The sequence below is a fragment of the Actinoallomurus spadix genome, assembly GCF_024055725.1.
Lineage (GTDB): Bacteria > Actinomycetota > Actinomycetes > Streptosporangiales > Streptosporangiaceae > Actinoallomurus > Actinoallomurus spadix.
The window spans coordinates 123,035-138,633 of the sequence record NZ_JAMXMX010000004.1; the positions used below are offsets into that span (position 1 = coordinate 123,035).

A 15,599-nucleotide genomic window follows, 5' to 3' on the forward strand; every position below is an offset into this window, starting at 1 on the left:
GCCTATGACGCGAGTGGAGGCGACCGCCCCACCTCGCTGGACCTGCCGCCGTCGGCGATGGTCCCGCGATCCACTCCGCGACCGCCCGGTGTGTCCGGGCGCGAGCCGTGGGGCTCCGGCGAGGAGACCGTTCGGTTCGACGAGCCGTGGCGTCTAGAAGCGCCCGCCAGGACGAGCCGCCGCGTACCGCTGCGGCCGATCCTCATCGCCACCGGTGCCGTCGTCGTGGCCGGCGGCCTGGTCGCCGGTGGCTTCTTCCTGCTGTCGGACGACAAGACGCCTGCGGACCATGCCGGGCCGCCGGCGCTGCTCGCCGGGTCGGTCTTCACCGCCGACCCGACCGCGGCGGCCGACGGCCGTGACCAGGCACTCACCGCAGTGACGGCGGTCGGGCCGACCGTGGTGGCGATCGGCGGTGAGGGCGACGGCGTGTCCTACCGGCCCGAGTTCCTCGTGTCCACCGACGGTGGCCGGTCGTTCCGGCTGGCGGACGTGCACGCCCTGAACGGCGAGGAGCCGCCGAACGGGGACGCACCCAAGATGATCGCCGCGACGAACGGAGCCTGGATCGCCCTCGGTGACCGGCCGGACGGCACGGCGGTGTGGACGAGCCGCGACGGCCGGTCCTGGATTCGCCAGCCGGACGCGGCCGGCGCCGCCTTCGGGCATAACGACCGGATCGCGCGAGTGTCGGCCGTCGGCTCCGGGTTCGTCGCCGTCGGATCCACCTCGGCCAAGGGTGACTTCAGCGATCCCACGCCTGTTGTCTGGCGATCCTCGGACGGGAAACGCTGGGACCGCGTCACCGGTGGGCGGCTGAGCCTGCCTGGGGCGGGCGCGAAGATGTCGCTCGTCGGAGCGGCCGCCACCGGGAACACCCTCATCACGCACGGGATCGGCTCCACCGGAGGAAAGCGTCCGAAGCCGATCGACGGGTTGTGGCGCTCGGCCGACGGCGGCCGTACCTGGGCGCAGGTCTCCGTTCCGAGTGCCCCGGGCGGCGGCGGCTTCGGCATCGCGGCCATCCCGTCAGGCTTCCTGATCGCCCGCGAGGCGAAGGACAAGAGCGGTCGCTTCGCCGCCGTCTACTCCTCCGCGGACGCCGCGCGATGGACGTCGGCCGGAGAGATCCGCGTACCCGGGTATGCCCGGCTGCTGCGTTTCACCGGTTCCCCGCAGGGCGTCGCGGCCCTGGCGGCCGCCGGCCGCAAGGCCGCGCTCGTGCACAGTGCCGATGGCCGGAGCTGGCAGAGCTCCGGTGACGTGCCGCTCCCGACCGGGCGGGTCCCCGCCGAGGTCACGCAGACGCCTGGTGTCACCGTCCTCGTCGGCCGGGACAACACCGGATCGGACGCGGACGCGATGATGGTCGTACGGGACACCCAGGGACAGGACGTCCAGGTGCCCGCGATCGCCGGAGGAACGCAGCCGGACCGCACGGTGAACGCCATCGCCCCGGCGAACGGTCATCTGGTCGCGGTCGGCAGCACGAACGGTGACGCTGCCGAGTGGCTCTCGGCGGATGGCCGTACCTGGCAGCGCGCGCGGACCGTCTCGCGGGAAGGCAGGCAGCGCCTGACGGCGGTCGCCTCCGGCAACGCCGGCCTGCTCGCGGTCGGCTTCGACGGCACGGCTCCACGTCGTCCCCTGGTCCTCACCTCCCGGGACGGAACGAACTGGCAGTCCGCCGACGGCGCCGGTGTCTTCAAACCGTCCGGGAAGGCCGCGCTCACCACCTCCGCGGCGGCGATGGGCCCGGCGGGTTACGTCGTCGTGGGAGAGGACGGCTTCTCGGCCGTCACGTGGTTCTCAGCCGATCTGAAGTCCTGGCAGCGCGGGAAGGCACCGGAGAAGAAGGCACTGGAGGGCACCCGGAACACCGGGCGGTGGATGCGTGATGTGGCGGCGGGGCCGTTCGGGTATGTCGCCGTCGGCGGGCTGAACGACCCGGGGACGCACAGCGACCGGCCGGGCCGCCCCGCCGCCTGGACATCCGCGGACGGTCGCACGTGGACGTTGCGACAGCTTCCCCTGCCGGCCGGGACGGTGGAGGCCTGGTTCGACCACGTCGCGGCGAAGGGCTCCGTGCTCGTCGCGACCGGTACGGCGACCGCGCCCTCCGGGCCTCAGGCGTTCGCGTTCCTGTCCGCCGATGGCGGGCGCACCTGGCAGCAGACCCCGCTGACCGATGCGACGACGAACACGGCGGTCACGGCCACCGCGGCGACACCGAGGGGATTCGTGATCGCGGGAACCGCGGGCCGGCCCGGGGCGACCGATGTCATGCTGTGGTCGTCGGGAGACGGCAGGACGTGGACATCGGCCCGGCCCAAGGGCACGGGGCTGTCCGGAAAGGGAGATCAGAAACTGAACGGTCTGACCGCTGTCGGCTCCGATCTGCTCGGGCTCGGCGCCACCTCCGACCACACCGGCGGACAGCCGACCCTCTGGCGCCGCCCCTTGCCGTAGAGCGGCACGGCGACCGAGATGCTCTCGACCCGCGCCTTTCTGAAGGGGCTGATCGCCTCTTATTGCGCCGTCGTGGTCGCAGGGGTGATCATCCTCGTCGACTCCACCCTCGGCGCGCGAGGGCCTGGCCCCGGGCCGGTGATGCGGCCGTCCGCACCCGGTAAGGGTTTGGAGCTCGGCGTCGTCAAGAGGCTGACCGACCGGGTGTCGTTGTACCCACGGGCGGTACGGCTGGCGCACTCCGGGTCGTACAACGGACGGATCATCGTCTCGGTCGTCTCGCACGACGGCCGGGAAGGCACCGGGGAAATCTTCGAGAGCGCGGACGGCGGCGCGACGTTCGCCCACCTCGCCACCATCGCCGACCCGCGGGCCGCCGGCGGCAGGGGCCTGTGCTGTGGGACGCTCTTCGAGGTGCCCCGGCGGACGGGCCGGACCGCGGAGGGGACCCTCTTGTGGGCGGCCTCGGTCGGTCAGAGCGCACGGCCGCGTGCCATGGCGCTGCGGGTCTGGCGGAGCGACGACCATGGGCGCACGTGGACGTACCTGTCGAGCTGTGCCACGACGAGGAGCTCCCGCGGGCTGTGGGAGCCCGAACTGTCCGTCGACTCCACCGGTCGCCTGGTCTGTCACTTCTCCGACGAGACTCAGCGTGGGCACAGTCAGGTCCTCGCGCGGGTCTACTCCACGGACGGTGGATACAGCTGGCGCGGCAAGGCGAACACGGTCGTCGGCCGCTCGTCCGCCGACCGTCCCGGGATGGCGGTGGTCCGCGAACTGCCCTACGGCGTCTACGTCATGAGCTACGAGGTCTGCAGCACGCCAGGTTCGCTCCGGTGCGCCGTCCACGTCCGGACCTCGTCTGACGGGTGGAAGTGGAACGGCCCGGACTACGTGCCGGAGTCGGTGCGGCAGGCACACTTCGAGCATGCCCCGACCATCGCGTGGGCGCCGGGGCCGGGGATGTTCGGCCGGCTGTTCCTGATCGGCCAGGTCCTCGTCCTGGGCAGCGGCGAGGTGGCGTCGCCGAGCGGTGATGTGCTGCTCACCAACGACCAGCGCGGCGGCGGCACCTGGTCCGAGACCTCCGCGCCCCTCGACACGCCGGTTCCCGCCCGGGACGCGTGCTCGAACTACAGCTCCGCCCTGCTGCCGTCCGCGGACGGCGACAGCCTGCTGGAGATCGGGACCCGCTACGACACGGACGGCGTGTGCCGCGCCTACTTCGCGACCGCCGGACTGCGTTAGCCGGACCGGTCCCGCGGCGGGGGTCACCGCACCGCCGGACCGGCCCCGCGGCGGCGGGATCACCGCGCCGTGGGATTCGCCCCTCCCGTGCGGACCGCCTCGTCGGACCGGGCCTCCCGGCGGGCGCGTTCCCGGCGGGCACGTTCCTGGTCGTCCGCCGGAGGGACCATCAGGTCGACGGCGTCGTAGATGTTCCCGTCGAACACCAGGCGGCCCTGGCGGAGGACGAGGCCCCGGCCGCACAGCCTCTCGAGCGTCCCCGTGTCGTGGGCGACGATGACCAGGGTGCGCCCCGCCGCGTGGTGCTCCCGGATGCGGGCCAGGCATTTCTTCTGGAACGGCGCGTCGCCGACGGCGAGGGCCTCGTCGATGAGGAAGACGTCCGGGTCGGTGTGCACGGCGATGGAGAAGCCCAGCCGCATGAACATGCCCGAGGAGTAGAACTTCACCTGCGTGTCGAGGAAGCGCTCGATCTCGGCGAAGTCGACGATCGAGTCGAAGGCCCGCTCGGTCCCGCGACGGCTCATCCCGAGGATCGCCGCGTTGAGGTAGATGTTCTCCCGCCCCGTGAGGTCGGGGTGGAGGCCCGCGCCGACCTCGATCAGACCCGCCACCGTGCCGCGGACGCGGACCGACCCCGAGTCCGGCCGCATGACCCCGGAGATGAGCTTGAGCAGGGTGCTCTTGCCCGACCCGTTCAGGCCCATCAGCGCCACCGCGTCACCCTGTTCGATGGTGAAGGAGACGTCGTCCAGCGCGGTGAACCGCTCCGCCAGGCTCTGACGCCGCGCCGCCCGCACGGTCATCTCCTTGATGGAGTGGGCGTGGCGCAGCGTGAAGCGTTTACTGACGGACTCGACGACGACGGCTTCCACGTCTACAGCTCCTGGGCGAATCGCCACTGTACGCGGCGGAACACGGCCTGACCGATGATCAGCAGAAGGACGGCGGCGGCGAGGGCCACCAGGCCGCGCGTGGTCAGGTGGTCGGGGAACCGCTGGTCTCCCGGCCGGAAGGGACGCCCCGTGGCGGGCCACCAGAAGGCCCGCTGGAACAGCGATACGGCGACGGTCAGCGGATTGGCCAGATAAATCTGCAGGCCCAGCGCGCTGGCGGATGCCTTGACCGCCGTCCATCGGTAGATCATCGGGGTGGTCCAGGGGATGACGAGGGCGAGGATGTCGACGACCTGGCCGAAGTCGCGGAAGAAGACGTTGAGGGTGGAGAACAGCAGGCCCAGGGCCAGTGCGAGGACCACGACGATGGCCAGGCCGAGTGCCGCCGACCCGAGGGCCAGCGTCGACGGGGACCATCCGGCCAGTACGGCGCCGACGAGCAGGATCACCAGCGCGGGGACCATCTGCACGAGGGAGACGAGCATCGACGCGGTCGGGAAGACCTCACGCGGTAGGTAGACCTTCTGCACCAACGCCCGATTGCCGATGACCGACCAGGTGGAGGTGATCAGCGTCTCGGTGAAGAAGTTGACCAGGACCATCCCGGAGAACAGATAGACGGGAAAGGCCGGGACGGTCTTCGTCATCCTCAGGAAGATGCCGACGACGAAGTAGTAGACGCAGAAGTTGACCGCCGGCCGGACGTACGACCAGCCGAGCCCCAGCAACGACCCTTGATATCGCCGGCGAAGCTCCCGCCGCACGACCAGCCGGAGCAGATAACGCCGGCGCGCGACCTCGATGAGGCCGCCGCCGCGGCCGGGCGCGACCAGGGGCGGGACGACGTCCGTGGCCATGACCGCCCTGACACCTCACGCCGCATCTCGGTTGAATCCCGTCATCACACCGTGAATCGGATGATCGGGAAAGTGCGTCGCTAAGATACCCGAAGATCATCGGAGCTCGGATGACGCTGGAGACGGTGTAGTTGGACGAAACCGACCGCCCCATGGCGGGGTTGGACCGCGCCGCCGAGCCTCTGAACCGGCCCGTCACCTACCTCCACATCGGTGCTCCGAAGAGCGGAACGACCTACCTGCAGAGCCTGCTGTGGAACAACCGGGACGCGCTTCGCGAGGACGGCGTCCTCTACCCCGGCCCGCATTACCTCTCACACACGCACGCCGCGCTCGACCTGCAGCGCACGCGGTTCGCCGGCTACGCGGATCCGGCCGTCCCCGGCGCCTGGGACCGCCTGGTCGATGAGGTCCGGGCCTGGAACGGCACCACGATCATCTCCCAGGAGCTGTTCAGTCCGGCACGGCCGGACGCGATCGAGCGCGCGATGGCCTCGCTCGCCTTCTCCGACGTGCACCTCGTGTACACCGCGCGCGACCTCGTCCGCCAGGCGCCCGCCGCCTGGCAGGAGGACATCAAGAACCGGCACACCATCACCTTCGAGGAGTTCATGGCGGCCCTCCGCGCCCCCGCGGAGGAGATGCATCCCCTCGGCGTCGGGTTCTGGCGCATGCAGGACGCCGCCGAGGTCCTGGAGCGCTGGGGAGCCGGCCTGAGGCCGGGTCACATTCACCTGATCACGATTCCGCGCGAGCGCGAGCGCGCACGCCGAAGCCCGCTGTGGGAGCGCTTCTGCCAGGTCACCGGCCTGGCACCGGAACGCTACGACACGACGCGCGCGACCCCGAACCCCTCGCTGGGCGCCGACGAGGCGAACCTGCTGCGCCGGCTCAACCTGGCCCTGGGTGAGGACCTCCGGTGGCCGCTGTACAACCGGTGCGTGACCGGGCTGCTCGCCGTCGACACCCTCCCGCACCGCCCGGAGCGCCGGCCCATCGTCCTGACCGGCCCCGACCGGGACTGGATGCGCGACCAGTGCGTGCGAATCGTCGGTGCCCTCCGTGAGCGGGAGTACGACGTCGTCGGGGACCTCGACGATCTGGTGCCGCCCGTATCCCCCGGCGAGCCCGCCGCGGCGGAGACCGGCGGGCCGGAGGGGCCCTCGCCCGTACGGCCGGACGAACCGTCTGAGACCGCGATGCTGGACTCGGCGGTCGTGTCGATGGTGGCCCTCCTCGGCCGGCTGCAGAAGTGGCGCGACGAGGCCGACCACCTCCAGCGGGTGAACGCCGAGCTCAGCGCCGAAGGGGAGACGCTGCGCGCCGAGCGGAGCGCACTGCTGGCCGAGCGGGAGGCGCTGCGGGCCGAGATCGCGGCGCAGCGGGAGATTCTGGCCAAGCCGGCCACGAAGCTCTTCGTCCGGCGGCTCAGCGAGAAGAACCGGGCCGTGATGCGTGCCCGGATCATCTACTGGAACGTCGTCGAGGGCCTGCGCAGGGTGCGCCGCCGCGCGTCCTGAGCGCTCCCGCCCCGGCTCCCGCCTCAGGGCCTGGTCTCGAACGTGTCCCGCCAGCTCTCGGGCGACACCAGTTCCGCCAGTGCGGCGCGGTACACACGGCTCAGGCGGGGCCATTCACGGAGCAGCCGCGCGTGCAGGACCGAGGAGCGCACCGCCAGGGAGCGGTACCGCGCCGGGTCCCGCTGGTACCAGGACACGCGGGTGCCGTCCGCGGAGGACACCAGGGCGCTGTCGAGCTGGGCCAGGAGCCACCAGCGCTGGTCCACATGCGGGACGGCCGCCTGCGGATGCCGGCGGGCGAAGTCGTCCACGGGGCGCAGCTGTTTGAGCGCCGCGCCCAACGCGGTGCGTACCATGGCACGCCGTCCCTCGGGGACGGCGAATTCCCGCCCCTTGCGCGGCGGCCTGCGCCGGCGTACGTCGGGGAAGTCCTCCACGTGCTCGGCGGCGCGTGCGTCAGGGTAGTCCTGGCGGGTGGCGCGGATCTGGCCGATCTTGGCGGCGAGGCTCTCGTGCAGGTGCGCGGGCCCCGCGAGAATGTCCTCCAGCGCCTGGCAGACCAGCTCGGCGGTGGAGTACTGCATCGCCAGGACGTGCTTGGCGGTGATCAGCATGCTCTCCCGCACCAGGGTGCCGCCCCGCTCGTACGGCGAGTGCAGCAGCGCGGTGATGAGCCGGTTGCGCGCGTGGTAGTAGGCCTGCCAGTCGAGTGTGTCGTCCTTCTCGTGCCACGGCACGTGCCACACGGCGGCGCCGGGGAGTGAGACGGTGGGGAACCCGGCCCGCTTCGCCCGCACGCCGTACTCCGCGTCGTCCCACTTGATGAACAGGGGAAGGGCCAGCCCGATCTTACGGATGACGTCGACCGGGATCAGGCACATCCACCAGGCGTTGTAGTCGACGTCCGCGCGGCGGTGCAGCCAGGGGGTGGTGCGCAGCGGCGCGTGGGCGAAGTCGTGTCCGTAGTGGGTGTGGTGGGCGGGCCGGTAGAACCAGCGGTACGGCTCGACGCCCTCGCCGAAGGTGTGCAGCACCGACCGGTCGTACAGATCGAACATGTGACCGCCGACGATCGTCGGGGTCCTGGTGAGGTCCGCGAACGTGATGGCCCGGATCACGCCCTCGGGCTCGGTGACGACGTCGTCGTCGAGCAGCAGGACGTAGTCGCTGCGCTCGGCCTGGAGGGTTTCGGCCATGGCGCGGGCGAAGCCGCCCGATCCGCCCAGGTTGGCCTGGTCGATGATCCGGAGTCGTGATCCGAGGGCTCGCGCCGCGGCGGGGAAGTCCGGGTGATCCTCCACCCGCTTGACGCCCTGGTCGATGACGATGATCTCATCGAGGAGCTCGAGCACGTCCGGGGAGTCGCCGAGGGCGAGGAGCTGGTCGACGCAGAACCCCGGTCGGTTGTAGGTCGTGATGCCGACGGTGGCGCTGCCCCGCTCGGCGGGAATGCCATCGGCACTCCATTCGGCGCCCTCGACGACGGCGCCGTCCTTCCCCGCGATCACGTCGAACCAGTACCAGCCACCGTCGATGAACGGGTCCAGCGGGAGCGGCACCTCGACCACGTCGTTCACGGTCTCGGCGGACGCCACCCGCTGTGCGTGGCCCTTCCCGCTGGACCGGTAGACGATGACGTGGGCGGGACCTCGGACGCGCACGCGCAGCAGCACCTCCTCGACCACGGTCCAGCGCCGCCAGTACGACGCCGGGAAGGCGTTGAAGTAGGTGCAGAAGGAGACCCTGCGGCTCCCCGGGACGGACAGCGAGTGCCGGCCGAGAACGGTCGATGTCCGCGACGCGCCCTCCTCCTGTCGGTGCGACGTCTCATCGACGTACAGCTTGAGCACGTCCAGGTCGCGGTCGACGGGCAGCACGAGCCGCTGCAGTACTGTCATTCGTTGCCTTCGCTGCTGGTACGGCCGCGGAACATCGGCCGCAGCCGGTTCTCGTACATGGTCAGCGCGGACGCGATGGCCATGTGCATGTCCAGGTACTTGTAGGTGCCGAGGCGGCCGCCGAACAGCACGCCCTTCTCCGCGCGGGCCAGTTCCCGGTAGCGGCGCAGCATCGCGCGGTCGGCGGGCGTGTCGATCGGGTAGTACGGCTCGTCGGCGGGCCCGGCGAAGCGAGAGTACTCGCGCATGATCACGGTTCGGTCTCCCGGATAGGCCCGTTCCGGGTGGAAGTGCCGGAACTCGTGGATCCGCGTGTACGGGACGTCCTCGTCGGCGTAGTTCATCACCGGGGTGCCCTGAAAGTCGCCGGTCGGCAGGACCTCCAGCTCGAAGTCCAGGGTGCGCCAGCCGAGCACGCCCTCGCGGTGGCCGAAGTAGCGGTCGACCGGGCCGGTGTAGACGACCGGGACGTTGCCGGGGGCGTCCAGGTCGAAGAAGTCGGTGCCGAGCCGGACCTCGATCCGCGGGTGGTCGGCCATGCGCTCCAGCCAGGCGGCGTAGCCGTCCACGGGCAGGCCTTCGTAGCGGTCGGCGAAGTAGCGGTCGTCGAAGGTGTAGCGCACCGGCAGCCGCGTGATGATCTCGGCCGGCAGTTCCCGTGGGTCGGTCTGCCACTGTTTCGCGGTGTAGCCCCGGATGAACGCCTCGTACAGCGGCCGCCCGATCAGCGAGATCGCCTTCTCCTCCAGGTTGGCGGGGTCGGTGATCTCGGCGGCCTGCGCGGCGATCAGCGCGCGGGCCTCGTCCGGCGACATCCTCCGGCCGAAGTACGCGCACATGGTGCCCAGGTTGATCGGCATCGGGTACACGCGGTCCTTGAAGACCGTGAGGACCCGGTGCCGGTAGTCGGTGAAGGCGGTGAACCGGTTGACGTACTCCCAGACCCGCTCGTTGGAGGTGTGGAACAGGTGCGCGCCGTACCGATGGACCTCGATGCCGGTGGACGGCTCCGCCTCGCTGTAGGCGTTGCCGCCGATGTGGTCGCGGCGCTCGACGACCAGCACCCGCAGGCCGAGGTCGCGGGCGCAGCGCTCGGCGACGGTCAGCCCGAACAGGCCGGCGCCGGCCACCACCAGGTCAGCGTTCACTCGTCTCCTTCACCGGGGCCCGGTCCCCCGCGCCGCGGGGCGCGACGAACCGGCGGTACATCGGCCGGCGGATCCAGGCCGGGGTGAGCCGGTACCCGCCGCGGACGCTCACGTTCCGGAGGTACTGGGCGAGGCTGGTGAAGCCGCTGCGCCGCAGCTCGCGCTGCAGGCGCAGCTCCGCCCGCAGCAGCGTCAGCCCGCCACGGCGCTCGTACGCGCCCTCGCCCACGCGGTAGTACACGAGCGGCTCGGGCAGGTTGACGACCGTGGCGCCGCTCGCGATCATGCGCGCGAACAGCCAGTAGTCCTCCATCAGCGGCATGTGACCGTAGCCGCCCGCGGCCAGGACGGCGGTGCGCCGGTACACGATCGTCGGGTGGTTGAACGGATCGTGCAGCCGGGCGTACCGGGCGATGTGCTCCGGGTCGGAGACCGGCGTGCGGCTCCCCACGATGTCGTCCCGGCCCGTCCCGAACTCCAGCATGCCCGCGCCGACCAGGTCGGCGCCCTGTTCGATGACCGGGAGCTGCGTCGCGAAGCGGTGCGGCATGGCGATGTCGTCGGCGTCCATGCGGGCCACGACGTCGTACCGGCTGGCCGCGAGCCCGGCGTCCAGGGCCAGGCCCAGTCCGCCGTTGCGCTCGATCGGGAGGAACGTCACCGGCACCGGGCTCTCGCCGGTCAGCCGGGCCAGGCACTCGGCGAGCTCCGCAGAGACCGGCCCGTCCTGCACGAGGATCACCTGGTCGGGCCGTCTCGTCTGAGCGTCCACCGCGCTGCGGAACGCCTCGCGGACGTGGTCCGCCCGGTCCCCGCCGTAGACGGTGAGGAGGAGCGCGAAGGGTTCGGCCATGCGTCCGTCTCGGTATGGAGGGGAAGGCGTCGCGGCCAATGGGGCGGGATGCATCTTATGCTACTTTTGCGGGCTTCATTGACATGTCCAACTGTGCGATAGGTGAGGTGTCAGCTGAAAGACGCCCAAATCGCCGCCGTGGTTGTCACGCACGACCGACGAGATCTGCTGACCGAGGCGCTGACCGCCCTCACCGGGCAGACCCGCCCGCCGGACACCATCGTGGTCGTCGACAACGCCTCGGCCGACGGAACCGCCCGGCTCGTCCGCGACCGGTTCCCGGCCGTCCGCCTGCTGGAACTGCCCCGCAACACCGGTGGGGCCGGGGGTTTCGCCACCGGGATCGCCCACGCCCTCGGCACGGGAGCGGACGCGCTCTGGCTCCTGGACGACGACACGGTGCCCGAGCCGGGCGCCCTGGCCGCCCTCCTGGCGGCGCGCGACCGGGGCCGGGACGGCGACGGACGGCCGCCCGCGCTCGTCGCCGGCCGCGTCGTCTGGACCGACGGCCGCGACCATCCGATGAACACCCCCCGGTCCCGGCCGTCGGCCGTGCCGGGCTGCGCCCGGATCCGCTCGGCGTCCTTCGTGTCGGTTCTCGTCGACGCCGCGGCCGTACGGGAGCGCGGCCTGCCGATCGCCGACTACTTCCTGTGGAACGACGACTTCGAGTTCACGCTCCGGCTGCTGCGCGGGCGCACCGGCCTGCTCTGCCGGGACAGCGTCGCCGTGCACAAGACCGCCTCCCCCGCGTTCGATCCGGGCCGGCGGTTCTTCTACGAGGTGCGCAACAAGGTCTGGCTGTTCACCCGCAGCCGCTGCCTCGGCCCGGGCGAACGCCTGCTCTACGCCGGCGCGACGGCCCGCCGCTGGGCCCGTACGCTCGCCGGCTCCGCCGACCGGGCCGCGCTCGTACGGGCGCTGGGCCGGGGACTGTGGGCGGGCCTTCGCTCCGGTCCCCGGCCCAACGAGGCCGTCCTCACCGACACGGATTCTGCGCCGCGTTGATCTCCCCGTGGACCTTCGGGATGTCCGGCGCCTTCACCTGAACGCCCTCGGGGCCCACGACCAGCGAGACGGTGCCCGGCGCCACGGTGTTGTCGGCGGCGATGACCACGCCCGGCACGGCGACCGCCAAGGCGTCGGCGAAGCGCTCGGCTCCCGGTCCGAACAGGATCCTGGTCTGCGGCTGCGCCGGACCCTTCGCCGCCGTCACGTGGAAGCCCTGGCTTTTGAGGTCCCGCACGGCCTTCTTCGGCGCGTTCACCGCGGTGACCTTGACCGCGCCGGGCTTCGGCGCCGCCGGCTTGGACGGCTCCGGCTTGGGCGCGGGCAGGTCATCGTCCCTGCGGATCGCCTCGAACAGCGGACCGGCCTGGGCCATGTCCCACTGCACCCGGTTGGGGTCCCTGGGGTAGGTCTGCGTCGGCACGGTGACGAACCGCACGGTGCCCGCGCTCATCCCCTTCAGGCTGGTGGCGAGCTTCCTCATCGCGGACACGCTGAAGTCGTCGTCGGTGGAAATCGCCTTCGTCACGGCGTTCAGGAACCGGTACGCCCGGGTCGGGTCGGTCAGCATGGCCTGACTCGTGGCCTTGTGCACCACCGAGGCCATGAACTTCTGCTGCCGCTGGATGCGCTCCAGGTCCGATCCGTCGCCGATCCCGTAGCGTGTCCGGACGTACCCCAGCGCGTCGTTGCCCTTGACGACCTGACGGCCGGCCTTCAGCGACAGGTCGGCGCGCGGGTCGTTCACCGCCTGCGGCACGCAGATCTCCACCCCGCCCAGCGCGTCGACCACCCGCTTGAACCCGGCGAAGTCGATCTTGACGTAGTGGTCGATGTGGATGTCGGTGTCCGCCTCGATCATCTTCCACGTGCAGGTCGCCCCGGCGTAGGCGAACGCGGCGTTCAGCATGCCGAAGAAGGCGGGCACCGTGCCGCCCTTCTTCTTCCTGCACTCCGGGACGTGCACCATGGAGTCCCGGGGGAAGCTGATCGCCACCGCGCGGTCCCGATTCGGCGACAGGTGGAGCAGGATCGTCGTGTCCGACCGCTCCCCGCTGATGTCCGGCGACCAGTACTGGTGGTTCTCCCCGTCCCGGGAGTCCGAGCCGAGCAGCAGGATGTTCATCGACTTGTTCAGCTTCGGCGGGCGGTTCGTGCCCAGCTGCACGCGGTCGACGTGCTCCTTCGTGATGTTGCCCTGCAGCTTCTCGTAGAGGCCGAACGCCGTGCCGCCCGCCGCGACGAGCAGGAGCGCCACGCCGGCCGCGACCCAGCGCAGGACCCGCCTCCGGCGGCGGCGCACGGGCTCCGCCGGAGCCGGTGGCGCCTTCTCCGCGGACCCGTCGCCGGACGGATCGGCCCCCTCATCCTGTCGTGTCTCCGCCGCCGGCGTCTCGTCCCCCGGCTTCCCGGAGTCCGGCTCCCCGGAGTCCGGCTCCCCGGAGTCCGGCTCCCCGGAGTCCGGCTTCCCGGACCCCGGCCCCTCGGAGTCCGGCTTTCCAGAGTCCGGCCCCTCGGAGTCCGGCGCCTTCGGCGACGCCTTGTCCGGCGTCACGTCCTCAGCGTCGTTGTCGGCCATTCCACCTCATCGATCCGTTGCGCGGCATGCCGCGCGAGTCCCTGCCCCGTTAGACGCACGCCGAAGTACATCAGATGACAAAGACGGCTTTTGACCGATTAGGTCAGATTAGGCGCGTTCGCGCGCGGAGGGCACCAGCGCCGCGCCCGCCCGCTCCTCCACCGCCTCGTGGCGCGGGAACAACACGAGCGCCGCCCCGGCCAGCACGAACGCCGCGAGCCGCAGCGCGACCAGCAGGCGGTCGGACGGCCACGGCTCCTTGTACAGCAGCGCGCCGAGGATGACGAGCTGGGTCTTGGCGGTCACCGTGAGCACGGACACCACGATCGACATGCGGCAGCGCTGCAGGCCGATCTGCAGCTGTGCCAGGCCGAGCGCCGCCATCCCCACGGCGACGTACGGATACGGCGTGCCGTAGGCCGCGGCCGCGAGCCCGTGCGCGTTGTAGACCGCGGCCACCCCCTTGAGGGCCAGTTCGGAGACGCCCAGGCTGACCCCGCACCCGATCCCGTGCGCGATGCCGGCCAGTGGCCGCGCGTGCCGGCCGAACGTCCGGATGTCGCCGCCCACGAGGACCGCCACCCCGATCAGGATCCCGGGGACGACGACGGCCATCAGGGTGAGCGGCCCGGCGACCGCGCTGGTCAGCACCTCGTGCCGGCCGTTCGACGCGCCGACCATCGCGGTCGCCAGGCCGAACAGGCCGACGCAGGCCCACTCCCGGCCGGTGAGCCGCTCGCCGAAGAAGACGCCGGCGTAGAAGAGGACGAACAGGAGGCTGGCGGCGAAGATCGGCTGGGCGAGGCTCAGCGGGAGCATCGTCAGCGCCTTGACCTGGGTGGCCACGCCGGCCAGCACGATCACCAGGCCGGACAGCCACAGCCAGTTCGTGTAGGTGTACTGCAGGAGGCGGAGCGGGCGGGTGCCGCGGAGCTCGGGCATGCGGTTCGCGGCGACGCGGAAGACGATGAAGCCCAGGTAGTAGATGAGGGTCGCCATCAGCGCCAGGACGGCGCCCCTGACGTCGGATCCGCCCATGCACCGAGCCTTTCGTCCCGCCGTCGTGACACCCGTTCATCGCTCCAAGTGCCACGACTGTCGCGGATAGCGATCATCGCGTCAATAGCCATGTTCGCCGATATAGGCCGGTCTCGTATGGTGTTTCGGCGATTACCGCGTTATGTCCAGGGCAGGGTGGCGCGCTCCTTCCAGTAATCCCCCGGCGGGGTGGCGAGGGCGCCGAGCGCGGCCAGGTCGTCCTCGCCCAGCCGTACGCGCGCGGCGGCGAGGTTGGACGTCAGCTGCGCGACGCTCACCGCGCCGGTCAGCACGGTGTCCGCCCACGGGTTGGCGAGCACGGCGGCGAGCGCGACCGCGTCCGTGCCCACCCCGTGCGCCGCCGCGACCTGCCGTACCGCCGCGGGAGGCTCGACCGCGAGCCGGCCGTTGGCCAGCCCCTCCTTCACGAGCACGTGCAGACCGCGGGCGTGGGCCTCGGCGAGCGCGCCGCCCGCCGACGGCTCCAGGACGTTCCAGGTCGACTGGACGGCCGCGAACAGGGGCCGCCCGTCCACCTCGAGGTCGAGCGCGCGCCGTACCGTCTCGGCCTGGGCGGGGCCGGACGTGGAGAAGCCGACCCGTACGCCCTCCGCGGCGAGCCCGGCCAGGGCCCGCTGCAGGGCGGCGTCGGCGAACACCGGCCCGTCCGCCATCAGCGAGTGGATCTGGTACACCGCCAGGCGGTCGCCGAGCAGCGCCCGGCTCCGCGCCACCTGGTCCCGGAACCTCGCCAGGGAGTGCTCCTTGACCTCGTGCACGTCCGCGTCCAGGCGCCACTCGCCGACGTAGGCGTACCCCCACTTGCTGGAGACGGTCACGTCACGGTGCCCCCGATCGTCCAGCCAGCCGGCCAGGAACTCCTCGGCCAGCCCGTACGAGCGGGCGGCGTCGGCCCAGCGGATCCCCTCGTCGTACGCCGCGTCCAGCACCCGCCAGGCGGCCGCCCGCATCGCCTCCACCGTCCGCTCGGCGGGCAGCGCGCCGTCACGGCCGAGGTTGATGTACGCCGGTCGCCCCAGGGCGGCCAGCCCGAGCCCCATCCTCCCGATCACGGTCATGGGACC

At 71.5% G+C, this 15,599-nt stretch carries 12 protein-coding genes; 4 read left to right on the forward strand and 8 right to left on the reverse strand.

Annotated features, from left to right (window positions below):
- Positions 1–90: 90 nt before the first annotated feature.
- Both NE235_RS06620 and NE235_RS06625 read left to right on the forward strand, forming a co-directional pair.
- A complete protein-coding gene (locus tag NE235_RS06620; RefSeq protein ID WP_252800056.1) occupies positions 91–2,469 on the forward strand; it encodes a beta propeller repeat protein in 2,379 nt (792 codons plus the stop codon).
- A gap of 18 nt (positions 2,470–2,487) precedes the next feature.
- Positions 2,488–3,717: a sialidase family protein gene (locus NE235_RS06625; protein ID WP_252800057.1), complete on the forward strand. Its 1,230-nt coding sequence runs from the start codon at positions 2,488–2,490 to the stop codon at positions 3,715–3,717.
- Positions 3,718–3,776: 59 nt separating this feature from the next.
- Here NE235_RS06625 and NE235_RS06630 read toward each other — a convergent pair whose 3' ends face one another.
- Positions 3,777–4,592 carry an ABC transporter ATP-binding protein gene (locus tag NE235_RS06630; protein ID WP_252800058.1) on the reverse strand — a complete coding sequence of 272 codons (816 nt, stop codon included), beginning with the start codon at positions 4,590–4,592 and terminating at the stop codon, positions 3,777–3,779.
- A 2-nt stretch (positions 4,593–4,594) separates the two neighbouring features.
- The gene (locus NE235_RS06635) at positions 4,595–5,470 is read right to left on the reverse strand and encodes an ABC transporter permease (RefSeq protein ID WP_252800059.1); all 876 of its coding nucleotides are present in this window, start codon (positions 5,468–5,470) and stop codon (positions 4,595–4,597) included.
- A 152-nt stretch (positions 5,471–5,622) separates the two neighbouring features.
- Between NE235_RS06635 and NE235_RS06640 the strand changes: the two genes are divergently transcribed.
- Entirely contained in the window at positions 5,623–6,990 is a 1,368-nt protein-coding gene (locus tag NE235_RS06640) for a hypothetical protein (RefSeq protein ID WP_252800060.1), read from the forward strand.
- Positions 6,991–7,013: 23 nt separating this feature from the next.
- On the opposite strand, the gene NE235_RS06645 is transcribed toward NE235_RS06640, so the two are convergent.
- The 3 genes from NE235_RS06645 to NE235_RS06655 are packed head-to-tail and all read right to left on the reverse strand — an operon-like array spanning position 7,014 to position 10,889.
- Entirely contained in the window at positions 7,014–8,888 is a 1,875-nt protein-coding gene (locus NE235_RS06645; protein ID WP_252800061.1) for a glycosyltransferase, read from the reverse strand.
- A complete protein-coding gene (gene glf, locus NE235_RS06650) occupies positions 8,885–10,036 on the reverse strand; it encodes a UDP-galactopyranose mutase (protein ID WP_252800062.1) in 1,152 nt (383 codons plus the stop codon). The genes NE235_RS06645 and glf overlap by 4 nt, the downstream gene beginning before the upstream one ends.
- Positions 10,026–10,889, reverse strand: coding sequence for a glycosyltransferase (locus NE235_RS06655; protein WP_252800063.1), 864 nt, complete (start codon positions 10,887–10,889; stop codon positions 10,026–10,028). Before NE235_RS06655 ends, glf begins: the two co-directional genes overlap by 11 nt.
- A gap of 138 nt (positions 10,890–11,027) precedes the next feature.
- On the opposite strand from NE235_RS06655, the gene NE235_RS06660 reads away from it, so the two are divergent.
- The gene (locus NE235_RS06660; protein ID WP_252800064.1) at positions 11,028–11,897 is read left to right on the forward strand and encodes a glycosyltransferase; all 870 of its coding nucleotides are present in this window, start codon (positions 11,028–11,030) and stop codon (positions 11,895–11,897) included.
- On the opposite strand, the gene NE235_RS06665 is transcribed toward NE235_RS06660, so the two are convergent.
- The 3 genes from NE235_RS06665 to NE235_RS06675 form a co-directional block, all read right to left on the reverse strand.
- Positions 11,869–13,476, reverse strand: coding sequence for an LCP family protein (locus tag NE235_RS06665; protein WP_252800065.1), 1,608 nt, complete (start codon positions 13,474–13,476; stop codon positions 11,869–11,871). The genes NE235_RS06660 and NE235_RS06665 overlap by 29 nt on opposite strands.
- 108 nt (positions 13,477–13,584) lie before the next feature.
- The gene (locus NE235_RS06670) at positions 13,585–14,514 is read right to left on the reverse strand and encodes a DMT family transporter (RefSeq protein WP_252800066.1); all 930 of its coding nucleotides are present in this window, start codon (positions 14,512–14,514) and stop codon (positions 13,585–13,587) included.
- Positions 14,515–14,654: 140 nt separating this feature from the next.
- Positions 14,655–15,593 (reverse strand): aldo/keto reductase, encoded by a 939-nt coding sequence (locus NE235_RS06675; RefSeq protein WP_252800067.1) that lies wholly within the window; start codon positions 15,591–15,593, stop codon positions 14,655–14,657.
- Positions 15,594–15,599: the final 6 nt, after the last annotated feature.